General features: G+C 46.4%; 23 protein-coding genes. 15 read left to right on the forward strand and 8 right to left on the reverse strand.

Annotated elements, in window-relative coordinates; all coding sequences use genetic code 11:
• The 4 genes from NHN17_RS04035 to NHN17_RS04050 all read left to right on the forward strand — a co-directional run.
• Positions 1-774 (forward strand): IS1595 family transposase (locus tag NHN17_RS04035; protein ID WP_255040852.1); only part of this gene is annotated, 774 nt, incomplete at its 5' end.
• Positions 775-1,461: 687 nt separating this feature from the next.
• Positions 1,462-2,547 carry a glycosyltransferase gene (locus NHN17_RS04040; RefSeq protein WP_255040853.1) on the forward strand — a complete coding sequence of 362 codons (1,086 nt, stop codon included), beginning with the start codon at positions 1,462-1,464 and terminating at the stop codon, positions 2,545-2,547.
• Positions 2,548-2,551: 4 nt separating this feature from the next.
• Positions 2,552-3,550, forward strand: a complete 999-nt coding sequence (locus tag NHN17_RS04045; protein ID WP_255040854.1) for a glycosyltransferase family 52 — start codon at positions 2,552-2,554, stop codon at positions 3,548-3,550.
• A 243-nt stretch (positions 3,551-3,793) separates the two neighbouring features.
• Entirely contained in the window at positions 3,794-5,158 is a 1,365-nt protein-coding gene (locus NHN17_RS04050; RefSeq protein WP_255040855.1) for an ABC1 kinase family protein, read from the forward strand.
• A 9-nt stretch (positions 5,159-5,167) separates the two neighbouring features.
• On the opposite strand, the gene NHN17_RS04055 is transcribed toward NHN17_RS04050, so the two are convergent.
• Positions 5,168-5,491 carry a hypothetical protein gene (locus NHN17_RS04055; RefSeq protein WP_255040856.1) on the reverse strand — a complete coding sequence of 108 codons (324 nt, stop codon included), beginning with the start codon at positions 5,489-5,491 and terminating at the stop codon, positions 5,168-5,170.
• A gap of 194 nt (positions 5,492-5,685) precedes the next feature.
• The gene (locus NHN17_RS04060) at positions 5,686-6,594 is read right to left on the reverse strand and encodes a DMT family transporter (protein ID WP_255040857.1); all 909 of its coding nucleotides are present in this window, start codon (positions 6,592-6,594) and stop codon (positions 5,686-5,688) included.
• Between the two features lie 98 nt (positions 6,595-6,692).
• Here NHN17_RS04060 and NHN17_RS04065 point away from each other — a divergent pair, with 98 nt between their 5' ends.
• From NHN17_RS04065 to NHN17_RS04080, 4 genes are all read left to right on the forward strand, one after another.
• Positions 6,693-8,150: an aminotransferase-like domain-containing protein gene (locus tag NHN17_RS04065; RefSeq protein ID WP_255040858.1), complete on the forward strand. Its 1,458-nt coding sequence runs from the start codon at positions 6,693-6,695 to the stop codon at positions 8,148-8,150.
• 50 nt (positions 8,151-8,200) lie between these two features.
• Positions 8,201-9,382 (forward strand): PQQ-dependent sugar dehydrogenase, encoded by a 1,182-nt coding sequence (locus NHN17_RS04070; protein WP_255040859.1) that lies wholly within the window; start codon positions 8,201-8,203, stop codon positions 9,380-9,382.
• Between the two features lie 192 nt (positions 9,383-9,574).
• Entirely contained in the window at positions 9,575-9,745 is a 171-nt protein-coding gene (locus NHN17_RS04075) for a hypothetical protein (RefSeq protein WP_255040860.1), read from the forward strand.
• Positions 9,746-9,747: 2 nt separating this feature from the next.
• Entirely contained in the window at positions 9,748-10,956 is a 1,209-nt protein-coding gene (locus NHN17_RS04080; protein ID WP_255040861.1) for an MFS transporter, read from the forward strand.
• Between the two features lie 97 nt (positions 10,957-11,053).
• Here NHN17_RS04080 and htpX read toward each other — a convergent pair whose 3' ends face one another.
• A complete protein-coding gene (htpX, locus tag NHN17_RS04085) occupies positions 11,054-11,932 on the reverse strand; it encodes a protease HtpX (protein WP_255040862.1) in 879 nt (292 codons plus the stop codon).
• 413 nt (positions 11,933-12,345) lie between these two features.
• On the opposite strand from htpX, the gene NHN17_RS04090 reads away from it, so the two are divergent.
• Positions 12,346-12,507 (forward strand): hypothetical protein, encoded by a 162-nt coding sequence (locus NHN17_RS04090; RefSeq protein WP_255040957.1) that lies wholly within the window; start codon positions 12,346-12,348, stop codon positions 12,505-12,507.
• 394 nt (positions 12,508-12,901) lie between these two features.
• On the opposite strand, the gene bioD is transcribed toward NHN17_RS04090, so the two are convergent.
• Genes bioD through bioB form a run of 4 tightly spaced genes read right to left on the reverse strand, consistent with a single transcriptional unit; the run spans position 12,902 to position 16,588 of the window.
• On the reverse strand, positions 12,902-13,582 hold the full coding sequence (gene bioD, locus NHN17_RS04095) for a dethiobiotin synthase (protein WP_255040863.1): 681 nt from the start codon (positions 13,580-13,582) through the stop codon (positions 12,902-12,904).
• The gene (gene bioC, locus NHN17_RS04100) at positions 13,575-14,399 is read right to left on the reverse strand and encodes a malonyl-ACP O-methyltransferase BioC (RefSeq protein ID WP_255040864.1); all 825 of its coding nucleotides are present in this window, start codon (positions 14,397-14,399) and stop codon (positions 13,575-13,577) included. Before bioC ends, bioD begins: the two co-directional genes overlap by 8 nt.
• The gene (bioF, locus tag NHN17_RS04105; RefSeq protein ID WP_373689539.1) at positions 14,389-15,549 is read right to left on the reverse strand and encodes an 8-amino-7-oxononanoate synthase; all 1,161 of its coding nucleotides are present in this window, start codon (positions 15,547-15,549) and stop codon (positions 14,389-14,391) included. The genes bioC and bioF overlap by 11 nt, the downstream gene beginning before the upstream one ends.
• Entirely contained in the window at positions 15,536-16,588 is a 1,053-nt protein-coding gene (gene bioB, locus NHN17_RS04110) for a biotin synthase BioB (RefSeq protein ID WP_255040865.1), read from the reverse strand. The genes bioF and bioB overlap by 14 nt, the downstream gene beginning before the upstream one ends.
• Positions 16,589-16,728: 140 nt before the next feature.
• On the opposite strand from bioB, the gene bioA reads away from it, so the two are divergent.
• Both bioA and NHN17_RS04120 read left to right on the forward strand, forming a co-directional pair.
• Positions 16,729-18,009 (forward strand): adenosylmethionine--8-amino-7-oxononanoate transaminase, encoded by a 1,281-nt coding sequence (gene bioA / locus NHN17_RS04115; RefSeq protein ID WP_255040866.1) that lies wholly within the window; start codon positions 16,729-16,731, stop codon positions 18,007-18,009.
• Positions 18,010-18,127: 118 nt separating this feature from the next.
• Entirely contained in the window at positions 18,128-18,694 is a 567-nt protein-coding gene (locus NHN17_RS04120; RefSeq protein ID WP_255040867.1) for an LON peptidase substrate-binding domain-containing protein, read from the forward strand.
• Between the two features lie 75 nt (positions 18,695-18,769).
• Here the strand turns inward: NHN17_RS04120 and mlc are convergent, their stop codons facing one another.
• A complete protein-coding gene (gene mlc, locus NHN17_RS04125) occupies positions 18,770-19,984 on the reverse strand; it encodes a sugar metabolism global transcriptional regulator Mlc (RefSeq protein ID WP_255040953.1) in 1,215 nt (404 codons plus the stop codon).
• Between the two features lie 254 nt (positions 19,985-20,238).
• Between mlc and queE the strand changes: the two genes are divergently transcribed.
• The 4 genes from queE (at position 20,239) to NHN17_RS04145 (ending at position 25,850) form a co-directional block, all read left to right on the forward strand.
• Positions 20,239-20,919: a 7-carboxy-7-deazaguanine synthase QueE gene (gene queE / locus NHN17_RS04130; protein WP_255040868.1), complete on the forward strand. Its 681-nt coding sequence runs from the start codon at positions 20,239-20,241 to the stop codon at positions 20,917-20,919.
• 175 nt (positions 20,920-21,094) lie between these two features.
• Positions 21,095-23,947, forward strand: a complete 2,853-nt coding sequence (locus tag NHN17_RS04135) for a hydrogenase expression protein HypA (RefSeq protein ID WP_255040869.1) — start codon at positions 21,095-21,097, stop codon at positions 23,945-23,947.
• A gap of 173 nt (positions 23,948-24,120) precedes the next feature.
• Complete coding sequence (locus tag NHN17_RS04140) at positions 24,121-24,987, forward strand: helix-turn-helix domain-containing protein (RefSeq protein WP_255040870.1); 867 nt, start codon at positions 24,121-24,123, stop codon at positions 24,985-24,987.
• Between the two features lie 254 nt (positions 24,988-25,241).
• Positions 25,242-25,850: a GNAT family N-acetyltransferase gene (locus NHN17_RS04145; RefSeq protein ID WP_255040871.1), complete on the forward strand. Its 609-nt coding sequence runs from the start codon at positions 25,242-25,244 to the stop codon at positions 25,848-25,850.
• Positions 25,851-26,174 lie beyond the last annotated feature (324 nt).

Consider the following 26,174-nt stretch of genomic DNA (forward strand, 5'->3'; position numbering starts at 1 on the left):
CACGGAAAAGTGAACAGCATGCAACGGTATCGCTGTAAGAATTGCTTGAAAACCTTTATGGCTACGACAGGGACACCGTTGGCTCGTCTTCATTACAAAGAACAATGGGGTCACTACATGAAATGCATGCTGGAGAGCAAAGTGCTTCGTGTCAGCGCCCGAGAGTGCGGTATTAATCTCAAGACCTCATTCCGCTGGCGACACCGATTTCTGGAATTACCTACAACCCTTAATGCATCAGGACTTGAAGGAATTATCGAAGCTGATGAAACATTGTTCGCATACTCAGAGAAAGGTTCAAGGACACTGACACGAAAACCCAGAATACGGGGCATGAAAGCATCGAAGCGTGGCCGCTCCAAAGAAGATTGGGTTCCAGTCCTCACCGTTCGTGATCGAGGTAAACATACCTTTGAAGCGCTCCTCCCTAATGTTTCAGAAGAGGCATTAGCCAACGAATTGAAGGGAAAGCTGCAAAAAGATAGTGTCCTTTGCACCGATGGCTTGCAACCGTATGTCGCCATAAGCCTACGCAATGATTTGATCCATAAAAGGCTGAATGTATCAGCAGGGATCAGGGTGATAGATAAAGTGTTTCACATTCAGAATGTTAACGCTTACCACAGCCGCCTAAAGGGTTGGATGAAACGATTCCACGGAGTAGCGACGAAATACTTAGAGCATTACCTTGGTTGGCATCGATACATGGATGTGACTGAAGAAATTAACGAAAACAGGATGTTAAGTCTTCAGCAACAGTTAAAAGGAACATAGCGTATAGGTAAGTCTTCATTAAGACTACAATTGATAAGGTTAAGAGTTAAATGCTTTGATTGGCTTGGTGACTTGTATGAATCGTAATATTTATCTTCTCATATAGTACTGCAATTGACACCTCCAAATAAAGCATTGATTTTTAACGTTTAAGCTTCGTAGTTCAATGAGATGAGCTTCAAGATCTGATGCTTGAAATGCAGAGCCTAGGCAGTAACGCCCAAGGTGAGCATGATGACATGGATGGGGCTTTAATTTTAAATACCAAACAACACAAATGGAACAAATTATAACGAGTTGGTAACTCGTAACTGTTGATCTTTGAAGCCATTTTTTGCAGCTACTTGTAGGCTATTTATATACAGTAAAGACTTTGAACTGTAATTGTTCTATCTGACAAGCCACTAACGCTGTAAAAAGGAATTCAAGTGCTGCCCAAATGGGTGGCAAAAAGCGTTTACTCTTTGTTGAGAGGTGTTTGACTTAAAATGGCTAGTCGGTACACTTCTTGCCTTGATTCACACGCTTTTGACTAGACGTCTCCATCGAAGAGAATTCAACCATAAAAAGATAACAGCCCCTAACCCCACAGAAATTTGAAGTTAGAGGCGGTATCATATGCATTTTGCACTTTTTGTTAGACATCAACTTTGGATATGTTGTGAGTAATTTGGAAATAGTAAGAGTATGAGAGTAGCTATCGCGATTGATCGGTTATCTAAAGGCGGAGCGCCGAAGGTGATGCTATCACTGGCAAATGAGTTGTTGACACTTGGTCATGAACCACATTTTCTTTTGATATCTGAGGAAAATATCTACAATCTGCCTAAAGAAATCAATGTTCATTACCTCTTTAAGAGTAATGACAAAAGGCTTAACAGATTATTCAACCTCGATAAGGTCGCTAATGAACTAAATGAAAAAATTGCGAAAATCGAATCTGAGGTCGGCCAATTTGACCTGTTTTTGTCTAACCTAGACAAAACAAATTTATTGATGTCCAGAACATCAGTTAAACCATTATTTTTTGTTATACACGCATCAGTGGAAGAAGAGCTCAAAAGACACGCAATGTTGGGGCCGTTAAAATATGTAAAAAAAATCAGGTCAAAACTAGCGCTTAATGGCCACCATTTGATCACCGTTTCAAAAGGTATTGAAGAAGAGATTAGAACTAAGGGTAGAATTAAACCAGCATCGATCACCACAATATACAACCCATTTGATATTGAGGATATTGTATCTAAGTCACTAGAACCTAACCCAGAAATTCCTAGTGGCGAGTATTGGATTCATATTGGGCGTTTTGTACAACAAAAGAGACATGACATCCTTTTTGCATCTTTATCAAAGATGGAAAACAATCTCCCTATTGTTTTGCTTTGCCATAAGCCCAAGCAAGCAAGGAAACTGGCGAGAAAATACGGTGTTGAAGATCGCTTGATTATCCCAGAATTTCAGTATAATCCCTACCCATGGATTAGAGCAGCTAAAGGAATGTTATTAAGCTCTGATTTTGAAGGACTTCCAACAGTTTTAATTGAGTCTCTGATATGTGGAACTCCCGTTGTAAGCACTGATTGCCCACATGGCCCAAAGGAGATTTTATTGGATAATTTGGCTGAATATTTGGTGCCGAGACGTGATCCAGAGAAACTGGCCCAAAAAGCCGATCTATTGTTGTCAAGAACGATAGACTTGACTGATTGTGGTATTGAAAGCAAAGTGGCATCAGAAGTGGTGGCTAAGCAATATCTGGGGTTGATGGATTAATTTTATGTCTTTTTTACCAGCCAAGAAAAAAATCGTTTTCGAAAATACCTATTTTAGTTTGTTCATTTATGTGCTTTTAGATGATGACTGGCAAAATAGTGATTATATCTTTTGGGGGAATCGATTTACGTTGAACTGCGTGAAGCGAATGGCAAACACTGTAAACGTATTAGCATGCTCCTACCATTATTTGCCTAGGGTAATACCTAAGTTGAATAAAGCGCCGATTCGGTACTTTAAGAGAAAGATTGAGCAAAAGCAGATTTTTAGAAGCTATGATATTTGTGTTGGCAATGCACGTGAAATAAACAACCCTTTGATAAACATAGACCGAGTTCAAATTGACGACGGCGTGGGAACAACTCATGTGGAACTGGCTAACGGTCCAAAGAATAAAAGCGTGTTAAATCGCTTTCTGAGTCGACTCGTTCTCAAAGAAGCCACGAAAATTTCTAAAATTGGAAAGTTTTATCTCAGCCAAGACATTGAAGTAAAAGCTGAGTTCAAAGAAAAGATCGAAGTTCTTGATCTAAATGCTTTGTGGGCAGAAAAAACTGAAGAGCAGCGAGCCCAGATACTTGAATTGTTTGATGTTGATGCGAATGAGTTTGAATGCTTCGACAATAGTTACAGTGTACTCTTCACGCAACCTTTGAATGAAGTTATTTCGGGTTATTCTGAGCAGAGTAAGGTTGATGGCTATAAGACTCTACTTAAAAACTTAGACATAGATGAGTCAAAATTGATTATCAAACCTCATCCAGCGGATCAAACGGACTATACTGTGCACTTTCCTCATGCATCGGTTCTTCGCCCAAGCTTTCCTGCGGAAATTATGTCTTTATTAGGCATGGAAGCGGATAAGGTTATAACATTAACCTCGACAGCCGTTGAGCTTTTTCGACATAGCAGTCGAGAGGTTATCTACGCTAAAGCTCCTGATTATTTTAAATTGCCTGAAAAGCGTGCAAAAGCATTCAATGCTCTTAATTTTAAAAAGTAGTATGATGCTTGCTGTTCCTTATCGCATCGCCGATGCGATAAGCCTGGCATTGCGTAGTTTTGGCCAGCAACCGGTTGCTGGCCTTTAATCATCTATTGCATCGTGCAAAGAATACAGCACCTTCGCCCCTTTCGTACCCTAATATCTTTCTTCCTTCCTCAGTGTTCTCGTTACTCTTGTTCTATGAACTAACTGCCTTGACCGCACGTAATTATATGTATTCAGTTTCGTGGGTAGCTCAATATGAAATCGGAGATGATGATTAACAAAGGTAAGCCAGGTACGGCAAGAGAATACGCAAAAGTCCCCAAAGGGCGCCTCTCTCGTTTGGGACAACTAGGTTCATTGGCAACGCGTGTTGCTGGCAGCATGGTCACCGAAGGGGTTAAACAACTCGCCCAGGGAAACCGCCCCAAAGCCAGTGAGTTATTACTTACCCCAAGCAATGCCAAGCGTGTCGCAGAGCAATTAGCTCAACTTCGGGGGGCGGCAATGAAGGTGGGGCAGCTACTTTCTATGGACGCTGGCGACCTGCTACCCCCCGAGTTGACTGAGTTGCTCGCCCGTTTGCGGGCAGAAGCTAAAGCCATGCCCATCAGCCAACTCAACGCAGTCCTGCAGGATGAATGGGAGGTTGATTGGCAAGACAGGTTCCAAACCTTCTCTTTCTACCCCGTTGCAGCAGCTTCAATTGGTCAGGTTCATTCAGCCACTAACCTCAATGGCGAAAAGATAGCGCTGAAAATCCAGTACCCAGGTATAAAAGAAAGTATCGACAGTGATGTCGATAATGTCGCGACATTACTACGGGTATCAGGTCTATTACCCAAGGATGTCGATTATAAAGATTTGCTAGAAGAGGCAAAACAGCAGCTTCATGCTGAAGCCGATTATCAACTCGAGGCCTCATTACTCAAGCAATACCAACAGCACCTTGCTAATGATTCTCGTTACCTCGTCCCCTCTGTTTTCGATCAGTTGACGACTGAAAACATCCTTGCCATGCAATTTGTCGACGGCTTGCCAGTGGAGTCACTGGCGGATCAGCCGCAGCATACCCGTGACCTAGTCGTGGAGCTTGCTTTCGAATTGCTGTTCAAAGAAATGTTTGAATTCAAACTGGTACAAACCGATCCAAATTTTGCAAATTTCCAATTCAAAGAACAGACCCAACAATTGGTTTTGTTAGATTTCGGGGCGACTCGTGCCTACCCCACCCATGTTGCAGAAGGGTACCAACAACTGCTTAGCGCCGCCCTTTATCACGACAAAACGTGTATGAGTGATGCGCTACGACAAATCGGCTTTTTCAGCCAACCAATTACCCCCTCACAGCAAAGTGCCGTGATTGATCTTTGCTTGGAAGCCTGCGAACCGATCATGACAGAAGGCGTGTTTGACTTCGGCCAAACCGACTTAGCTAAGCGTATTCGAGATGCAGGCAGCGCACTGAGCATGAAGGAGAATTACTGGCACGCCCCACCTGCGGATGCAATATTCTTCCACCGTAAATTAGGTGGGCTTTACCTTCTGGCTGCTCGACTCAAAGCAAAAGTCAATGTAAGGGAGATCTTTTCTCCGTATTTATTGGCTCCAACAAGTACATAACGCGTTTCTCTACGAAGAAGGGCTCAGGTAATGAGCCCGCCAATAGCCAGCGTCATCAAACAATTCTTCATTAATAGCAATGGCATTTTCGATCGACAAAAACAGTGCAGAATTTTCTTCACCTAACATTTTAAGCTTTTCACGTGCCCTGTACAGTTCAGCGATGTAATCCTGCTGGATTTGTACTGACGGGCTTTGAGACTGACTCTGAGCAGCATAACTTTGACTCCGACTCCCTTCACCAGCTTGCGGTCCATCTTGCTCCAGACTGACAACAAGTAACGAGCAGCCTAGAGCCATACCTAACAAACCTGTCGTTATTACACTATTCATAATCATGCAACCTCAACCCCGAACATTAATTTCATAATGACAACCAATTAAACGACGTTCAATTAATGCAGGCTGAACGAGTGAGCTTTACTCTACATTATGCATACACTCAATATTCTGCCACCCCATATATACATAGAGCTGGATTCACTTAACTACATAGGAATAGAGAGGCAAGTTGCGCCTCCTTCACATTAGGGAGCCGATTTAGCTGATGCTGTATATGTCTCCGACTTTGGTAATTTCGGTTTTCGAGTAACAAGGAACACGGCAACGGCGGCCAAAACAAACCCAGCAACACCCAACTCATCAAAACTTTCACCAAAAATCAGCCAGGCTTGGAAAGCGGTCATTGGCGGCACGAGATAAAAAGTCGAGGCGACTTTAGATGACTCACCATGCTTAACCATGTACAGCAACAGTAAAATCGCCACGACTGACAACACCAAGACTAACCAACTCAAAGCAAACACAAATGTCGGGGTCCAGTTAACTTCCATAGTCTCGGTCGTCAATGCCACCGGTAAGAACAGTAATGCAGCCGCACTGTATTGCCACACCGCGCTTCCCACCATATCTATCCCCTGGCAGAATTTTTTCTGGTATAAGGTACCAAAGGTGATCCCCACTAAAGACAAGAGTGTGAAGAGATAAGCCATCTCACGGCTACCGTCCTGGTGCCAAGCCATATTGCCTTGTAAGACAAGATTAATCCCGATAAAACCAATGACGAGTCCAACCCACTGTGATGCCCGCATACGCTCTCCGACACAACCAAACATTACCACGGCGGTCACTATCGGCTGCAACCCGACCAACAGCGAACACAGCCCTGCAGGCATACCCAAACCAATGGCAAAATAGGTTCCTCCCAAATAAAAGCCGTGGATCAGTAACCCTGCGACCATGCAGTGGGCCATTGCCTTCCCGGTGGGGACTCGGACTCTGAGAGTAACAACCAGCAACAAGAACACGGTGATATTCGCCACCATCCTCAACAGCAAGAATGTCGCCGGCTCAGCATAGGGTAAACCCAACCTTGCGCCAATAAAGCCGGAACTCCAAAGCACAACAAACAAAAATGGGATAAAACGCGTCATCATGACCCTCTCACTTTCTTTTTCCCTCAATAGCTTTTACTTTATAGGGGTACAAAAAACTTGGTAGGGACAGATTTGTGTATTTTTTAGGGTACAGATGAATGGATGACAGCCATAGCCAGTTGAAAACAAAATACCACTATGTATATCGATGGATTGCAGAGCGCATTGATAAACAAAATTTTCAACCCGGAGAGCGCTTGCCGTCTATTCGGGATCTGAGTCAACAACTGTCAGTAAGCAAAAACACGGTGATCCGTGCCTACCAGCAACTTGAGGCCAACCAGAAAATCACCGCTCTGGCTCGTTCTGGCTACCGAGTCAATACATCCGCCATAGCTTCAACCAGCCTCAAGCCAGTACCAGAACCCGGTTTTGTCGATTTAATGTCCTTGAGCAAGAAAATTATGGGGCTACCAATATCCCGTGAGGTACTGCCGATGGGCTCAGCTCATCCTGATACAGACTTCCCTGCCATCAATAGCCTGTATGCTGAGATTGGCCGTCATAGTCGCTATCAACGCCATATCCCCAGTCACTACCAGCTCCCCCCCGGCAACGATTTGTTATTGAAACAATTAGTAGGAATAAACCGAGAGCTGGGTATTACCACCTCCAAACAATCATTGCTGTTAACCCACGGTGCCCAGCAAGCAATCAGCCTGAGCTTGCAAGCTATCACCTCTACTGGTGATATTGTTTTAGTCGAATCTGCCAGTTACTTTGGTAACTTGATGTTGTTGGAATCTCTTGGCCTGAGAGTGATCGAAATTCCAGCTAGCCCAGTAACGGGGATCCACCTTGATGCCCTAGAGCAAGCTCTTAAAGAATGGTCAGTCAAAGCTATTTTGATCAACCCCAGTTTCAACAACCCCACCGGGTATGTGATGTCGACGGCTGATAGGCTTCGCTTTCTTGCTATAACCAGTGGGATCCCGATCATCGAAGATGATGTCTTTGGTGGGCTAGCCTATCAGCAACGTCCCCTGCCACTGAAAACCCTCGACCAAGATAATCGGGTGATCTATTGCAACTCTTTATCGAAAACCCTGGACTCCCGTCTTCGTATCGGCTGGGTCATTGCCGGACAATACCAAACTGTGATTGAAAAAAGACTACTGACTGACAACATGGGCAGCCCCAACCTAATCCACTCTGCCGTAGCCCAATTCCTTGAAGGGGGAAAATACCGTCAGCATCTTGGAAAAATTCGTCGCAGCTATGCTAAAAAACAAAAGCTATTTTCTCGGCAACTAACCAAAGCCTTGGATCACTATCCGCAACTACAGGGACAATATCATCTTACTCAGCCAGTTGGTGGGTTCCTATGCTGGCTCATCTTACCCGAAGAGGTAAACAGCCAAGCCATCTACCAAGAAACACTAAAACAAGGGATCAGCGTATTACCTGGCAGCATGTTCAGCACCAACAAGCGCTATGCCCATTGCCTACGCTTAAGCTTTGCCAACTTTCGCGAAGACGACACCTGGCAACGCGGGCTAAGGCAACTGGCTACGATCATTGCGAGACAAATCATCCCTCTGACCGGAGACACCTGAACCAAACTGCTACACTACTTGTACCCTAATGAATAGAGGAAGGAGCCTTCATGATTTCAGGTCATACTTTATCTGCCACGGTAAACTCTGTATTCATCACGCTGCTATGCGGTATCGGCTTAACATCGGCACCCAAGGTTATTTCGGCCCCAGCTGTTGCACTTCAAGGCAGTAGTCAAGGGATGAACTACGTCGTCGAAAAAATCGCACAAACCGATGGTGTGCCATGGGGTATGGTATTCACCCCCAACAATCAATTACTGATCACCTACCGCGACGGCACTGTTCGCCTCCTTGATCCAGCCAACGGCACAATACAAGATGTTTCTGGACAACCCGCTATCAGCCAATACGGCCAAGGTGGGCTGTTAGATGTCGCGAAACTGACGATCGTTAATGACAACAATGCTGCTCAAACTTGGTATTATTTTACCTATAGCAAGGCCAAGGGCGGAGAGGCGGCAACGACCCTCGCCCGTGCTCAACTAGAAGGTCGCCGGTTAACACAGTGGCAAGATTTATTGTTCACTCAATCACTCAGCGATGCTTCTCGTCACTTCGGTAGCCGTATCGCTTTCGATGACGAGGAACACGTCTTTTTTTCTATCGGTGATCGGGCACACCGGCCTAACGGGCAAGATCTCTCTACCCATGCCGGCAGCATCCTGAGGCTCAACCTCGATGGCTCTGTGCCTAAAGACAATCCTTTTGTCAATACCGCCAACGCCTTACCGGAAATATGGAGCTACGGCCACCGCAATCCACAGGGATTGCAGTTCGATCCGCTAACCCATCGCCTGTGGTCCAATGAACACGGACCTCGTGGCGGAGACGAAATCAATTTAATCACTGCCGGCGCAAACTATGGTTGGCCCAAGATTTCGCATGGCAAAGAATACTGGGGGCCAATTGCTGTCGGGGAAGGCACCGAGAAAGACGGCATCATCTCACCACTCAAGGTATATATCCCCTCCATCGCTCCGGGTAGCCTACTGCTATACAGAGGTACCGCATTTCCCAACTGGCAAGGTCACCTATTTAGTGGCGCACTGAAACTGCGCCATTTAAACCGGGTGAGCGTTACTGACACTGGAAAACTAGAAAATGAAGAGCGATTACTTGAAGAATTGGACGAGCGGATCAGAGCACTGGTGTTAGACGAGCAGGGCTGGCTATATTTCTCGGCCGACTCTGGTACCATTTACCGACTAAGGCCTCATCCAAGTAAATAAGCTCAACCCATTATCATCACTAAGCCGTGTTACAGTTTGTCCTGTTGAAACAAGAACATCAACCTCACAACCCAGTAAGGCTCTGGGTCAGTGCTGCATGCATATTATGCATAGTATCTTTGTTATTTTCTCATTTGTGTCATAGGTTGAATTCCACTACCATCCCCGCTCTTTTTTGCACTTGAGGCACTGATGTTTTCACAATCACTCACAGCCCAATTAATGCGTATGGTACTGCTGCTTACTCTGACCTTGATCGCGGTTCACCACTGCCAGCCATTGTTGGACTCGTTGGCTGAGCATGCCATGAGCGGCGGTTGCCATCAGCAAAACTCAAATGACCACACTTTGACTGGACTTTAACAATGAGTATTTTTCGCTTTCCACTGCTTGTGTGGATGGGCATTGGAACACTAATTATCAGCCTAGGGATCAGGCAGTCTTTTGGTATCTTCATGATGCCGATTTCTATGCATTTTGATACTGGCCGTGAGTTTTTTAGTCTGGCTATCGCAGTTCAAAATCTACTCTTTGGTGTGTTCCAGCCGTTTGTCGGCATGGCTGCCGACCGGTGGGGCGCGCAAAAAGTGATCTGGACCGGTGCCATTGCCTATGGTTTAGGTTTGTACCTCACCTCTCTTGCAGTTGAACCAAGCTGGTTATTTGTCTCCCTCGGCGCATTGGTTGGCCTTGGCTTAAGTGCGACTAGTTACGTTATCGTACTGGGTGCCGTTGCGCGTGTAGTCCCCGCTGAGCATACAGCTAAAGCCTTCGGTCTGACTACCGCAGCTGGCTCTTTCGGTATGTTCGCGGTGATCCCGGGAGCCCAATACATGCTAAGTGAATTCGATTGGCAAACCGCCCTACAAGTGTTCGCCATGCTGTGTGCGCTGATGATGGCGTTCTCATTCTTCATGAAAGCCAACAAACAAAGCACAGCCTCAACGGCACCATCAGAGCAGAAGCAAACACTGAAAGAAGCGTTAAAAGAAGCTTTTAGCCACCGTGGATACTGGCTCATTCATATGGGCTTTTTCGTGTGTGGCTTCCACGTTATGTTCATTGCGACTCACCTGCCAAGCTATCTAGCAGATAAAGGGTTACCGGGCTCCACTGCCGCCATGGCACTGGCCTATGTAGGTATTTTCAATATCTTCGGTAGCTACTTCTGGGGAGTGATGGGTGACAAATTCAACAAGCGTTATGTGATGTCTACCCTGTACATTATGCGTACCTTGGTTATTGCAGCCTTTGTTACTTTACCTGTAACAACAGATACGGCTGCGATCTTCGGAGGTGCTATTGGTTTTTGCTGGCTAGGTACCGTGCCACTAACCTCTGGCTTGGTTCGCCAGATCTTTGGCCCGCGTTACCTATCCACACTATACGGATTGGTTTTCTTCACCCACCAAGTCGGTAGTTTCCTTGGTGCATGGTTCGGTGGTCGCATCTACGATTACTACGGCAGCTATGAGCCAATCTGGTGGTCAACCGTTGCGTTTGCCCTCATTGCCGCGCTTCTGCATATTCCGATCAACGACAAGCCAATTGTTCGCCAGCCCGCTGTCGCATAACGATTGTAAAAGCCTATCAGCAAATAAAAAGCCCCCGGTCAGAAACCGGAGGCTTTTTTATCATTGAAGCAACAGTCATTGGTTGCTTTTAATTTACTTACAGGTGCTCACCACGACGCAGCGCATCAATACGCTTGTCCAATGGTGGGTGCGTCATGAACAGCTCAGAGAGTGACTTCTTACCGTTGATACCAAAAGCCATCATCGAACCTTCAAGCTGAGGCTCGTGGCTCATCTTCAGACGCTCAAGTGCAGCAATCATCTTCTCTTTACCCACTAGGTGTGCAGAACCTGCATCGGCCTTGAACTCACGGTGACGGCTGTACCACATAGTCAGGATGCTCGCCAAGAAACCGAACAGAACTTCCATGATAGAAGAGACAATGAAGTAGGTCATGTAGCTACCGCCACCACCTTCTTCGTCGCTGTTATTGACACCACTAATCGCGCCAGCCACCAAACGAGATACAAAGATAACGAAGGTGTTCACCACACCTTGCATAAGGGTCATGGTTACCATGTCACCATTTGAGATGTGGCTAACTTCATGTGCTAATACTGCTTCGGCTTCGTCACGGGTCATGTTATGCAACAAACCTGTCGACACTGCCACCAGCGAATCATCACGCTTTGCGCCAGTGGCAAAGGCGTTGATATCGGCAGAGTCGTAAACAGCGACCGTTGGCATACCGATACCTGACTGTTGTGCCTGACGGGCAACGGTTTCCATCAACCAGTGTTCAGTCTCATTACGCGGATGTTCGATAACCATCCCGCCCACAGAGCGCAGAGCCATTGACTTCGACATGAACAGTGAAATCAATGAACCACCAAAACCAAACAAGGCAGCCATCACCAATAGCCCAGAAAGGCTACCCGGTTGCATGCCTGTCACCGCATAAACGACGTTCAAGACAACGCTGAAAACCAGCATTACAGCTAGGTTAGTTGCCAAAAACAATGCAATACGCTTCATAAAATACTCTTTCTCCAGAAAAGAAGGTGCTGTTCCCCTGTTATCCCCATGATTAGGGCAACGGAGGCATCATCCATTTGTTATTGATATGTATAGTATGGTCGTTGAAACAGAAAACAAGTGAAAGTGAAAAATTGTTACGTTTCATTTTTGTTATTAAACAACCCAATACTATTAAACAATCTTCCTTATGATAATAGATTCAGCTTTAATTGGGGCTTAACATAGGAAACGTACTCATTGATCAAATGAATACACCACAACGTAATTGGCAGACCAACGGCAAAGATGAAACACAGAGAAGTGGTAAGACCAGATTAGTTTAGACTTTGGTCTTATTGTATCTAAGACTAGGATATTCTATTGTCGTATTTCGTTAGTGATGATGCATGGTATTCAATTATCAAGGAGGAATGATGGCCGATCACGAAAACTACCAGGTAGCGATTGACATCTTACGCTGTCATCTTGGTCTGTCTGCAGATGAAGCACGCAAAGAGCTGGGGCTAGACGGAAACAACAAAAAGCTTACTGATACTCAAGAAGCGCTTATTGGCCTGACTGGCAATAATTAAGCACTTCTGCTTATAACCAGATTCACCAAAAACCTCTCTGAAAAGAGAGGTTTTTTCATACATATTGAGAACCAGATCGCAAATAAACTGTTATTCAACGAGCAAGCAAACACAGGCAGTGCTTCCTTCGAGACCATATACAGCACACGGGTACGCTATACCGCCAACCACTGATTAAAACGTTCCCCTGTTCATTTTGCTTGCGCTACTGTTGGATCAATTTGCTTTAACCGTCCATTTTGATGTCCTTACGTTCCAAAATAATATTGGGGAAAATTCCTAGACGGAATTTTCGCAAGAAACCTACCGGTTCATCGTATTATTTACTATCGGTCAATACGCAAAAAAAAACCTGCCAGTTGGCAGGTTTATTATCACGCGAATACCGCAACGGTTAAAGACCAAGCGGTGACAAGTCGACGTAGCTCGACAGGTTACGCTTTTTGATGCCCGGCATATAGGGGATTTCACCCAATTTTTTACCCGGTAGGTTTTCTTCCAACATGCGGATGATGTCCGCGTAATTCTCTGTACCTGGATTAATACGGTTTGCTACCCAGCCAACCACTTCCAAGCCATCATTTTGAATCGCTTCAGCCGTTAGAATAGCGTGGCTCAAACAGCCAAGCTTCACCCCAACAACCAAGATAACAGGCAGCTTTTCCTGCTTAACCCAAGTCGACAGGTAGTCATTCCAAGAAACAGGGACACGCCAGCCACCTGCGCCTTCTACCAGCACTGCCTCGGATTTATGCTTTAGGCTATCTAGCCCTTGCGAAAGAACATCAAACTCAATAACACGCTTTTCTTGTTCAGCGGCCAAATGCGGAGAAATGGCAGCTTCAAAAGCGTATGGGTTAACTTCATCGTACTCTAACTCAACAACCGATGCGTCTTGAATATACAAGGCATCTGAATTACGCATACCACTGGCTGTCAGTGCACTTCCGGATGCGACCGGCTTATAACCCGCCATCTTGATATTCGCGCTAGCTGCAGCATGAAGAATGGCGCGAGAGGCTACAGTTTTACCGACTTCAGTATCTGTACCTGTTACAAAGAAAGCGTTAGTCATTAATAATTACTCCAAAACAGACTTGGTATGTTGCCGGCAGCTGGTTATCCTCATGTCGAAACTCATCATAAGCGCTCTCTAATGCCTTAAATGTCTTTCGACTGGCCAAGCCTGCTTTTCGCCCCTGATGAATATGTGTTGCCCCTATACCTTTCAAATCTTTCATAAGGTCAACTGCCGAACGGTAATACATGGTGATTGGCTCGAATTCTAGGTCAACCTCTGTACACCCCGCTTGCGCCAGCGCAAGTTTTATGGCCTTTTGCGAAAGAAACTGGTTTACATGTTGATATTGATCAACCTGCTCCCATGCATGAACAAGCTCGTGCAGGGAGCCTTCGGTCAAGGTGGAAAACACGATTTTCCCCCCAGGCTTTACCACGCGTCGCAGTTCACGAAGCGGTACAGACAGATCATCACACCACTGCAAGGCCAAGCTAGTGAAAGCAAAGTCAAACTGATTGTCCGGCAATGGCAAGCATTCCGCATCACCTTCTACGTAGCTAATCCCCTCACCACAGCGCAACCTGGCTTGCTCAAGCATCAGGCTAGACAGATCTGTCGCGCAAACTTGCATACCTCGCTGTTGCAATTGCTGACTGAAATAACCAGTCCCGCAACCTAGATCAAGAACTTGGCTACCCGCGACATTAAGAACGGGTAGTTTAGCCAATAAATGATGACCAACCTGACGTTGAAAAGCCGCTGATTGATCATAATGTTTCGCGGCCTTGCCAAATGCATCGGCGATGGCTTGCTTATCGGTAACAACAGCATCATTCAGAACAGGGACTGCCGTTTCTGTATTACTCTTCATGCCATACCTCATTGATAGCCTGTGCCAACAAACGAATATCTGCGTCTTGGTGGGCAGCGGTCAAAGTTACCCGCAACCTTGCGGCACTAGCAGGGACTGTCGGCGGCCGGATAGCACTGACCCACAGTCCCCGCTGTCGCAATTTTTCTGCAACGTTTACCGCTCGCTCGCTACTGCCCACCATTAAGGGTTTAATCGGCGTTTGGGTTTCGAGCATCTCTACATCAGGTGATAAGTGTTCCGACAAGGTTTCTCCAAGTGCGGTGAGTCTCTCACGGCGCCATTCGTCACGCTGAATGATATCGCACGCCTTAGATAGTGCATGAGCTTGGGCGGGTGGTATCGCGGTTGAATAAACAAAATGACGGGCAAACTGCACAAGATATTCTGCCATCGTTTGGCTACACAATATGGCAGCTCCTTGGAGACCAAAAGCCTTACCAAAGGTCACGACTAAAATATCCGGCTTGATGCCAGCGTGATCACAACTGCCACGGCCTGACTCCCCAAGTACTCCACAACCATGAGCATCATCAACCACCAGCATGCTCTGGCTTTGCTGGCAAACACTTGCGATATCACTGAGTGGCGAGAGATCCCCGTCCATACTAAATACTCCCTCAGTTACCACTAGTTTGGGAGCGTGTTCACCAAGGCGAGAGACCAAGCGAGACAAGGATGAAGGATCGTTATGGGCAAAGCGCCGCATCGTTGCTGGTGACAGCATTCCCGCCTCAATGAGAGATGCATGAGTGAGCTTGTCCTGCAGCAGGTGATCACCCTCTTGCAGCAAGGCAAACAGTAGCGCTTGGTTGGCACTGAAACCACTGCTGAACAGCAATGCATGTTCATAACCCAGCCACTCCGAGAGCTGTGCCTGTAAGTTCTGGTGGGGAGAGTGGAAGCCCGTAACCAGTGGACTCGCACCACTCCCTGCACCGAAGCGAGATAGGCCGTCTTGCCAAGCTCTAACCAGTTCAGGGTCTTGTGCTAGACCTAGATAGTCGTTGCTTGAAAAATTTAGCAACGATTGACCTTCATGCTGCACTGACATTGCCTGTCCGCGCCCTAAGCAATTCAGTTTTCGGTACAGCCCTTGTGCCTGTCGCTCTTCAAGGGCTGACGTTATCCGCTGGTTAAACCGATGCATCGTAGAACAGATCATCCTTAGTTGGTCGCGCTGCAACCCGCTGAGCAACCTGTCCCAATAGTTCCTGTGCCTGTATTTCATCAGGTTTGGCACTTTGTTCCTGGCGATTAATACCCAGCTTGGCGAACAGTTGCATGTCTTTGTCTTCACCTGGATTTGGTGTCGTTAATAATTTGCAGCCATAGAACACCGAATTAGCACCGGCCATAAAACACAGCGCCTGCATTTGCTCGTTCATGTCCTCACGGCCTGCCGATAAACGAACAGCCGACTGAGGCATAATGATACGGGCAACCGCGATGATACGAACAAAGTCGAACGGGTCAACGTCATCAACAGACTCTAGCGGCGTGCCCTTAACCTTAACCAGCATGTTGATCGGTACGCTCTCTGGGTGGGTCGGTAAATTGGCAAGCTCAACCAATAACCCCGCTCGGTCTCGGGAGCTTTCCCCCATACCGATAATCCCGCCAGAACAAATTTTCATCCCCGCTTCACGCACATGGCTTAAAGTATCAAGGCGATCTTGGTAAGTACGGGTGGTAATGATATTGCCGTAGAATTCCGGCGAGGTATCAAGGTTGTGGTTGTAGTAGTCCAAACCGGCTTCAGCCAGCTCGCTAGCTTGATCACCGGTGATCATACCGAGCGTCATACAGGTTTCGAGCCCCATCGATTTCACCCCGCGTACCATATCGAGCAGGTAAGGCATATCGCGTTCTTTCGGATTTTTCCATGCCGCCCCCATACAGAAACGCGTTGCCCCGGAAGTTTTTGCCTTTTCCGCCGCATCGAGCACCCGCTCAACTTCTAGCAGTCGCTCGCGATCAACATCGGTGCGGTAATGCGCACTTTGTGGACAGTACTTGCAATCTTCCGGGCAAGCGCCCGTCTTAATGGACAGCAGGGTACTCACCTGCACCCTATTGGGATCGTGGTAATGACGGTGTACCTGCTGCGCGGCAAACACCAAATCCATAAATGGCTGGTCAAATAGCGCTTGAACTTCCTCGACTGTCCAGTCGTGACGTACTTCCACGTGTAATCACCTCTTATTATGTGTCCAGCAACCCCTTATCGCTGCCACTGGAGTTATGCATTCATTGCTTCTTGTTACTTGGCTAGTCTACTTCGAGACGGTAGACTGTCAACCATCAACAAGGAGCAAGGTTTACAACTGTGCAAAAAGCAAACAACAAGGTCGATTTGGAATTTGACCAGCAGCATGTCTGGCACCCATACACGTCAACACTCACCCCACTGCCATGCTATCCGGTGATCAGTGCCAATGGGGTATATTTGCAACTTGAGGACGGCAGGGAAATTATTGACGGGATGTCGTCATGGTGGTCAACAATCCATGGCTATAACCACCCAACTCTGACAGAAGCAGCCAAAGCCCAGCTCGACAAGATATCACACGTTATGTTTGGTGGCATTACTCACCAGCCTGCAGTGGAGCTCTGCCGCAAACTGGTTGAGATCACACCGGAGCCTCTCCAGCATGTTTTTCTGGCTGACTCTGGTTCTGTCGCGGTGGAAGTGTCCCTAAAGATGGCGTTGCAATATTGGCATGCCAAAGGTGAACGCCGGCCGAAATTCCTCACCGTCAAGCACGGCTACCATGGTGACACCTTTGCCGCGATGTCAGTCACCGACCCTGACAACTCTATGCACAGCCTGTACAAAGGATTCTTGCCTGAGCATATTTTTGTCCAATCACCGAAATGTGGGTTTTTCGAACCATGGCAAGAATCGGATATTGACGATTTCCGCTATCAACTAGAACGACATCAGAAGGAGGTTGCTGCCGTCATTATCGAGCCTATCGTTCAGGGCGCGGGTGGGATGCGGATCTATCATCCAACCTTCCTCAAGCGGGTACGTCAATTATGCGACAAATACGGGATCTTGCTTATCGCTGACGAAATTGCGACCGGTTTTGGGCGTACAGGAAAATTATTTGCTTGTGAACATGCCGGTATCAGTCCCGACATTATGTGTGTTGGCAAGGCATTAACCGGAGGCTACATGACACTTTCCGCCACCCTCGCCAGTACCCATGTCGCAAATACGGTATGCAGCGGAGAAGCCGGGTGTTTCATGCACGGACCAACATTCATGGGTAACCCGCTGGCCTGTGCGGTCGCCAACGCCAGCTTGGATATCCTCGCCCAAGGCCATTGGCATGATCAAGTAAAAAACATTGAAAAACAATTATCTGAGTCGTTGCCAGAGATTGAAAAACTGGCCAAAGTCAAGACTGTTCGTTGGCTGGGGGCTATCGGTGTTGTTGAGCTTTATGAGCCTGTCGATATGGCCAAGATTCAGGAAACGTTTGTAGACAGTGGCGTCTGGATTCGCCCTTTTGGCACACTTGTCTACATAATGCCTCCATTTATCATTAACCAACAACAACTTAGCCAACTCACTTCGGCGATCAAGCTAGCACTTAAGTAGTATCGAAAAGCAGACAACTTCTAATGATTGTCTGCTTATACTTTTCCTGAACGTTATAGCAATCCCAACTTATGGTTGGCTCGTATTTATAATGAATAACGTCAGTAAGGCTAGAACTATGCAATTACCACTATTTCCGTTACAGATATACCTACTACCTGGTGGGATAAGTAAACTGAGGATTGTCGAACCTCGCTATACCCGGTTAGTCAAACTAGCTATGGGTGACGGCAACGGTTTCGGCCTCTGTATGAAAGATGGAGACTCTCTGTGCCATTTCGGAACCCGAGTGATCATAACGGATTTCGAAAAACTCCCTGATGGCCTACTGGGCATTACCATTAGAGGTGTGGAAAAATTCGTAATCAATAAGCATTGGCAAGAGGAAGACGGATTGCGGTTTGGCGATGTCACATCGATGTCCAACTGGACGCCAAGTCAAATTAAATTCGTTGACCGAGACATATCCAATAGCTTAAAAGCACTATTTGAAGAATACCCCGAACATGCAGAGAATTATCCGTTGCCGGATTACAATGACATGACTTGGGTGTGCCAACGCTGGCTTGAATTGTTGCCTCTGGAAACCAACCAGAAGCAGTGGTTTATGAGTCGCAATGACCACCGTGCAGCACTTTCGTTTCTGCACAATGTCATTGACGATCAACTTAAAAGAGAGTGTTAGGCAATAATAATATGCAAGCTCATGTCTGTGGATGTGAAAGTTTTACAAAGACATGATGACTTCGCGTCGAAGCCGTTAACCTTCAATCAACTTCATCAATAAGTGACCATCGTACATCGCCTGTTTGACTAAAGCCGCACCTGGCATGGTCGCCTGGGTATAAAACGAGCTTTGCTCGATAACTAAATCACGATTGTAAACTGGTAATGACTGATTACGGACGCACTCCATAATCGCCGGATAAAGAATATCTTTTGCCCGGTTGAATTCACCGCCGAGAAGGATCTTCTCCGGGTTAAACAAATTCACCATAATGGCAATGGCCTGCCCTAAATGATGCCCCAATTCAACTATCACCTGCCTTGCCAAAGTATCTCCTGCCATCGCAGCATCACAGATACGTTCAATTGTCAGAGTCTTGCCGTGCAGTGATGAAGGGTGGCCCTCACGCAAACGCTGCTCAACTTGCTCGATAACGGCCTTCAGGCTCGCTACCGTTTCCAAACAGCCATGGTTACCGCAGTAACAGCGTTTACCGTAAGGCTTAATTTGAATATGGCCAAGTTCGCCGACATTACCGATCCTTCCTTTCAATACCACATTATCAAGTACAATCCCTGCACCTACGCCGTGATGAATAGAAACCAAAATGGAATTGGCGACATCACGCGAATTACCAAACAATTTCTCAGCAAGTGCCCACGAGCGGGTGTCATTACCGATAAATACTGGTAACCCCGTCGCTTGATGTATCGCTGGCCCGAGTTCAAGGTTATGAACATCATAATGCGGCATCTGAATAATTGTACCGGTCGAAGAGTTAACCAACCCCGGTAAGGTCACCGCGATAGCAGTAATGCGATCAAGTTCACTCACATGGTTGGCGAAAAAGGTATGAATTTCAGCGATGAGCTTTTTCATTACTTCATCTTGATGAAGTACATCTATATCTTGACGCTCTTCAACCAAGATATCTCCTCCCAACTCATGTAGCGCAATAGTTAGGTAACCCCGTCCTAAACGAAGAGACATAAACTGCCAACCTTCATTGGACGGCACCAAGCCTACAGCAGGCCGGCCTCGACTGGACGACTCTTGGATCGCCGTTTCTTTGATCAGGTGAGCTTCAATCAATTCACGAGTGATTTTTGTTATACTTGCAGGCGCTAATTGGCTACGTTTGGAAAGCTCAATGCGGGAGATTGGGCCAAACAAGTCAATAAGCTTGTAAACGCTGCCGGCATTATTTCTTTTGATATGGTCAATATGACCTGGCTGAGCGACATACATGCCTAAACTCCCGATAAAATCTGTCATTGTTTAATATTACATTTTAATTTTTTTACTTTGCGAAGTAATTGTGAAGCCGATTATGTTGAGTACGTGACAATGGTCACATCGAATCATGAAAAACACCGCAATTCTTGCCCTGGCTCTCATTATACCGCAAAAATATTTCCTTTTTTTTAACTGCAAAAATTAACCTATTTAAAGACAGCCTGCTGCAATTTTGCGATAATCGCCGGTCGCAAAAATCCCCCACCATGAGGTTAACGGTGTACAAAATTAACGAAGTCTTTGAAACTATCCAAGGCGAAGGCGTATTTACTGGTGTGCCAGCCATTTTTGTCAGGCTCCAAATCTGCCCTGTCGGCTGTGCCTGGTGTGACACCAAACAAACTTGGAGCGCCGAACCTCAAGATCACGGCTCTGTCGTCGACGTCATGGCTAAGACAGGTGATTCACCTATTTGGACAGAGCTAGATGCTCAAGGCATCGTTAATTTGCTCACTGAGCAACAATACACCGCCAAGCACGTAGTTATTACTGGTGGTGAGCCTTGTATCTATGACTTACTGCCACTAACCACCGCGCTGGAACAGGTCGGCTTCCGTTGCCAGATTGAAACCAGCGGCACATCCGAAATACAGGCAACACCAAACACCTGGGTTACCGTGTCTCCAAAGATTAACATGAAGGCCAAGCTGCCAGTACTTGCGAGTGCGCTTGGGCGAGCCGATGAGATCAAGCACCCAGTCGGTACCCAAAAAGATATCGAACAACTTGATGAGTTGCTTGCCGGCAAGCAACTCAAAACCGAGGTTGAAATCGCACTGCAGCCGATTAGCCAGAAGCCAAGAGCGACAGAGTTGTGCATCGATACCTGTATCAAACGCAACTGGCGCCTATCGATCCAAACCCACAAGTATTTGGCTATTGCATAACTAACCTGACACTTCCTCGCATTTCAGCAGACCTTGAGCGGCAGTCTTATTTTCAGGACAGCCGCCCTATATCCGAGACCCATCTTCTTTCTTAACTTTGCACCTTTTTGTCCTATCTATACTCAGCAGAAAACAAATACCAACAAAAGATTCATGACCTCTTGGGGAATTTAATATGCGCAGTTATATGGGATATATCCTGCTGTTTATCAGCAGTCTGCTGCTTGCGGCCTGCGGAGGCGGCAGTGACACAACCGAGCCTGCCGCGGGTACTCCAGTGCCTGTTTCGACAACCTTCACGGTGTCTGTCGATGCTCCTGATGGTATGCTTCTTGCCAACCAACAACGTTTTTCTTTTATTCAGCCGGCTTATGCCAATGCTGTGAAAGACCTTACCGAACAGAACTTTGCCGCTGTATGGCTAGATGACAAAGGTAAAGTCTTTGAATCAATTGAAATTACCCGGCTCGAAGCAAAAGGCGACGGGATCTACGAGCTTGATGCTGGAACCCGAGCCAGAATCAATGCGGTGCTATTAGTTGACCTCGACGGTGTACCTGAGTTTACGCTCGGTGAAAATTTACCAGATGGCTTATTTATGACACCACTGGCCGCCGAACGACTCGCTGTATCCCTAGAATTATCGCTCACCTACTATGCTCTAGCTCAGCGTGTGGCTGCAGACGAAAACTGGGGAGTATTCAATGATGTATTTGAATCTGGTGCGCAAGGGGCTGTCGCCCTCGCCCTTGAAGACATCAACAAGATCGCCATTGATATTCGTGACACGCTCTTCCCTAAAATCGGCGTTCAAGGTCTATCACTCAAAGATCTTATGAGCCTCACCATAGTGCAAACCATGACCGAAGGCAGGCTGGAGCGATTCTTTACCGAACAGTCAGCAGCCATCGCCAATATACTGGCTATCTTAAATGATGGTTACTGGGAAATAAGCACAACGGAAGGTAACGACGGTAAAGGGATTTTTGCCGACAACACGTCTTATGACGGCAACGAAACCACCGTCACTGAGTACAATTGGGATAAAAGGGGCAGTGACGATATCACCCTCACCGAAATGTTCACCTACCTGAGTAATTCAACGAGCTTTGGCACCGAAGATGTCAAATCTCAAGTATTAACAGATCAAGGCTGGATGGGGCTGTTTGAGTACCTCAAGGTACAATTTGCTACCGACCGTAATGCCCTACTGACAGATGCCGCCCTTAACCTCTCTGATGAAAGAGGCGTCACCTTGGAAGCCAAGGTTTACTCACTATCTGGCAAGAAAATGCACGACTTTCTTTCCAGCAAGGACAACCATTACCTGACCCGCTATATACCCGATGACACAACCTTTACTGAAGGCTCTTCTGGCTTCTATTTCACATGGCGACCAGAAAGCGAAACTTATTTATTGTGCGATAATACCAACGATCAAGATACCTGCCGGGTTTCTCCTATCCTAACACCAGAAGCCGCCTATACCAGTTTGGAAGATATCAAAACCTCTTTGTTTGATGTTGGAATAACCATCGAACAAGTCAATGGCTTCAAACTCAGTGACAATATCGTAGCAGAATTTATCGACGATGATTTCTTCACCGTCCGCTACTGGAGCCGCATTGCTGCTAACGAATGGACAATCCAAGATACCAGTGTATGGGCGCCAACCACTATAGCTGGCAAATCTGTTATACGTTTTGATATCCCCGATATTGTTAGACAGCTCTCCGATGACTACGCCTTCAATGGTCGTAACCTATTCCTTGTTGAGGACCGAGGCTTTGTCAATATAGGTGAAGTACTTCTTGAATTAGCAGAGTTTAACTTCTCAGGATTCGACAATGACGCCAAAGCACAGATCTTTGCGGCTGCAACCCGCGATAACTTGCCACCCTTTGGCGAGTGTGCTTTCGGGAACACTGAGTTAGCCAATGAGGGGCTATTTCTCAATGCGGTTACCGAGTGTGGCGGTGATGAACGGTTCACCACTCAATCTGTTAATGATTTGGTCGATAAGACCTTGGTACAAATCAGTGATGATGGGGAAATCAGCGCCCACATTCTCCGTGGTGACAACAGCTGGGATCACTACCGCAATACCAACGAAGAATCCGGATCACGTGCATGGTCACTGACGGAAGACGGTTACTTAAAGCTTGTTGGTAACACCAACCTCGAAGACGAATTCGATTTCTGGTCTCTGACAAATTACGACTACCAGCAAAACCTACTCGCGATTAAGGTATTCAGCCAACAGGGGCAAGAAGCACAAATTTCCAGCTTGATGGCCCGTGAGTATGCACCTGATTCATTAGCGGCATGCCTTGATGGTGACTCCGGTTGGGATCCAGAAACCACGACACCAACGGTCAAGGAAAGCTTAAGCAACTACAACAACCAAGTTCAGCAATGTAAACAAATCTGGTTTGGTCGCGACCCTGTTTTCACTGAAGCGCTGTTGGTTGGCCAGACTGGTAACAACAGCGATGATAAAGCCCTGACTTTTGCTAGTGACAGTGGAGGTGATACTGGAAATCACAGTAATGAAAATACCGCTCGTTACCTAAAATTAAGCGATGACTTTGATGGTGATTTTTTCGAGGGAAGTTATGTTGATGGAAGTGGCTGTGGTTTCAACTTCGCCATTCGCTGGAAAATAGAAGACGACGGAACTCTGTACTATGAAGCCGTAGACGGCTCGATGAACGAACGGATCCAAATCACCGATACCGACGGTTTGAAATTGGCGGTCAAAGCCTTTAACCACCAGACCCGCTGGGAAACCGATGAGACTTTGAACTATGGCAGTGATGAAGGAGAGATCTGGAGTGACATCGTCACCTTGATCGATGCGAGCCAAGTGCCTGATGTTGTGCCTGTTGAGCCGCCACCGCCCACACCACCTGCTGAGGGAGAAGAGCCACCAGTAGAGGAAGAACCAGCAGGCCCTCCAGGGGGAACCATCCTTAATGATGGCCAGACTTGTGCCTATCTGGATAACCCTGAGGATACAGCTCCATAATTTAGCGATACCACGAACAAAAAGCCCGAGAAGAGAACTGACCCCCAATAGTTGGACACCAATTATTGGGGGGCTTTTTATGTCCAAAGCTCGAAATCAACGAATTTTGACAGTGGATGAATTAGAATATTCGAGAAAGAGAAAATCGGTGCGTCAATGAAAAGGTAGTGTGAATGATCACTTGGAAGCAGCCACTTAAAGGCTATGAATGGCTAATCCACCAGATCTGGTATCTAGAATTAGAACAAGATGACATTATTGAGCAACTACCACAGCTCATTCCTAATCCTAGGGCGCACCTTCTCTTTACTCCGGAGGACCAAGGCTATTGCTATCAAAAAGGTGATGAGCAGATTGCCGGTCACGGGAGCCACCTGCTTGCAGCCAGTGAACAACTACTTACGCTGGTTGATAACGCGCCGCTCAAGCGCATTGGTATTACCTTTCGCCCCGAAGGGCTCTATCTTCTGAATAAAGCGACCGAAGGGCTAATTAATCAATGTGGCTGGTTTGACTGGCTGCCCCCCATGTTTGATAGCCACTTTCAAAATGTTTTATGGCAATGCAACACGAAGCAAAACATCATCGATTGTGTTAATCACCAAATTGAAACATTGAGTTTGACCAATAATATCGATAAGCCCTTCACCGTCACACAAAAGACCATTGCACTTTTAGAGCAACAACAAAGCGGTTCGGATCACAGCAATGCTGCTCAAAACCAATTGACTGAGAACAATTTAGATATTAATCATCTAGCAAAGCAATGCGCGTGTTCTAGACGTACTCTGGAGCGTAGCTTTCGGCAAGTCACGGGGTTAAGCATCAAGAAATACCAGCTAATGATGAAGCTGGAGCAAATGATTTTAGCTCTCTACAATAAACAGGGAGATATCGATTGGACCGCATTTTCCCAACAGTTTGGCTTTAGCGACCAGTCCCACCTGATCAGACAACTAAAACAACAGCTCAAGCGTACACCTTCCCATTACCTGGAAAACCGAGATCTGACTATCGACATCTATGGTGATTTTGAATAACCCACAGCCCTTTTATACCAATCTGGATAAGTCGTTGATCAAGTATTTGCCCTGGAACAATCGTTGTTATCCAGGCAGATATTGCAGTAACTAGTCGCTCTAATTACAAAATATCTAACGCAGAGAACAGCGATTTTAACCTGCAAGACTGATCAAATATTTATGTAGGTTGGTGTTATTTATCTTTTTGTCGCAAAAATCCAATTACTACCCAATCAGGTTCGCTATTATGGCCACCTGAAAACGAGGTAATCATGTCAAATTTAAATGAAAATTCAGGATTTTATTCAAAATTAAAACAAGGCGAGTCAGTGGCGTTTCACCAGGCATTGACCATCCGGCTTATCCAGCCATCGGACTTGAGCGATATCATCACCATGCTTGGCGATGAGAAGGTAAACCAATACCTATTTTTTGCTCCCGCAGATGAGAGTTTGTACCAAGGATTCTTCACACCCATTATTGAAAATACCCAAGAAGCCATGGCCAACGGGGAATGGCCTGACAACCCGATCTTCATCATTCGCGATCAGCAGGGTCGGTACATGGGCATGGCAGCTATCACCCAAGTGATGTTCTGTGAGGGCAACTATGAAGTCGGTTACCAACTACCGGCTCACTCTTGGGGACAAGGCATCGCGACCAGTGCCTGCCAGCTAATGACGGAACTTGGCTTCACCGTATTCGGTAGCCATAAGATCAGTGCAGACTGCTACGGGGCAAATGTTGGTTCGTACAAAACGCTGGAAAAGTGTGGCTACCAACGTGAAGGGTGCCAAAAGGACTATTACAAACTCGAACAAGGGTTTGATGATAAAGTTTATTACGGTATTACAGCAGCACAATTTTTTGCTCCGGCATAACATCGACTTACAAGTCGAAGATCTCCGTGTGCTAACGAAATATTATGCAAGGCAAATCACCGCCTTGCATAATTCACGCTCAATCAACCTTATTGTGCGAAATATTTCCTCCCCGCCCCCATCAAGCCTCCAGTAATATCCAGACCATTACTGACACCCAACACGCAGAAGATACCGCTACTCATGCCCAGGCATCAAAAGCAATTAGTGTAAATATTGAACACTTAGCAGAACAATTAGAGCGATTACTGCATCAATTTACCCTTTCAAGCAATAACAAGGGTTGATGCTAAACGTAAGACAGGTAATATGGACTCCTTGGAC

It is taken from the genome of Photobacterium pectinilyticum (assembly GCF_024357955.1).
GTDB lineage: Bacteria > Pseudomonadota > Gammaproteobacteria > Enterobacterales > Vibrionaceae > Photobacterium > Photobacterium pectinilyticum.

Coding starts and splice junctions, on each gene's coding strand:
- NHN17_RS04135 (WP_255040869.1), top strand. CDS start 21,095: ATGCGCAGTTATATGGGATATATCCTGCTGTTTATCAGCAGTCTGCTG.
- NHN17_RS04045 (WP_255040854.1), top strand. CDS start 2,552: ATGTCTTTTTTACCAGCCAAGAAAAAAATCGTTTTCGAAAATACCTAT.
- NHN17_RS04060 (WP_255040857.1), bottom strand. CDS start 6,594: ATGATGACGCGTTTTATCCCATTTTTGTTTGTTGTGCTTTGGAGTTCC.
- htpX (WP_255040862.1), bottom strand. CDS start 11,932: ATGAAGCGTATTGCATTGTTTTTGGCAACTAACCTAGCTGTAATGCTG.
- NHN17_RS04065 (WP_255040858.1), top strand. CDS start 6,693: ATGGATGACAGCCATAGCCAGTTGAAAACAAAATACCACTATGTATAT.
- bioF (WP_373689539.1), bottom strand. CDS start 15,549: ATGCATCGGTTTAACCAGCGGATAACGTCAGCCCTTGAAGAGCGACAG.
- NHN17_RS04055 (WP_255040856.1), bottom strand. CDS start 5,491: ATGAATAGTGTAATAACGACAGGTTTGTTAGGTATGGCTCTAGGCTGC.
- NHN17_RS04090 (WP_255040957.1), top strand. CDS start 12,346: ATGATGGCCGATCACGAAAACTACCAGGTAGCGATTGACATCTTACGC.
- NHN17_RS04080 (WP_255040861.1), top strand. CDS start 9,748: ATGAGTATTTTTCGCTTTCCACTGCTTGTGTGGATGGGCATTGGAACA.
- bioC (WP_255040864.1), bottom strand. CDS start 14,399: ATGAAGAGTAATACAGAAACGGCAGTCCCTGTTCTGAATGATGCTGTT.
- NHN17_RS04075 (WP_255040860.1), top strand. CDS start 9,575: ATGTTTTCACAATCACTCACAGCCCAATTAATGCGTATGGTACTGCTG.
- queE (WP_255040868.1), top strand. CDS start 20,239: ATGAGGTTAACGGTGTACAAAATTAACGAAGTCTTTGAAACTATCCAA.
- bioD (WP_255040863.1), bottom strand. CDS start 13,582: ATGACTAACGCTTTCTTTGTAACAGGTACAGATACTGAAGTCGGTAAA.
- NHN17_RS04140 (WP_255040870.1), top strand. CDS start 24,121: ATGATCACTTGGAAGCAGCCACTTAAAGGCTATGAATGGCTAATCCAC.
- NHN17_RS04145 (WP_255040871.1), top strand. CDS start 25,242: ATGTCAAATTTAAATGAAAATTCAGGATTTTATTCAAAATTAAAACAA.
- NHN17_RS04050 (WP_255040855.1), top strand. CDS start 3,794: ATGAAATCGGAGATGATGATTAACAAAGGTAAGCCAGGTACGGCAAGA.
- NHN17_RS04070 (WP_255040859.1), top strand. CDS start 8,201: ATGATTTCAGGTCATACTTTATCTGCCACGGTAAACTCTGTATTCATC.
- NHN17_RS04040 (WP_255040853.1), top strand. CDS start 1,462: ATGAGAGTAGCTATCGCGATTGATCGGTTATCTAAAGGCGGAGCGCCG.
- NHN17_RS04120 (WP_255040867.1), top strand. CDS start 18,128: ATGCAATTACCACTATTTCCGTTACAGATATACCTACTACCTGGTGGG.
- mlc (WP_255040953.1), bottom strand. CDS start 19,984: ATGTATGTCGCTCAGCCAGGTCATATTGACCATATCAAAAGAAATAAT.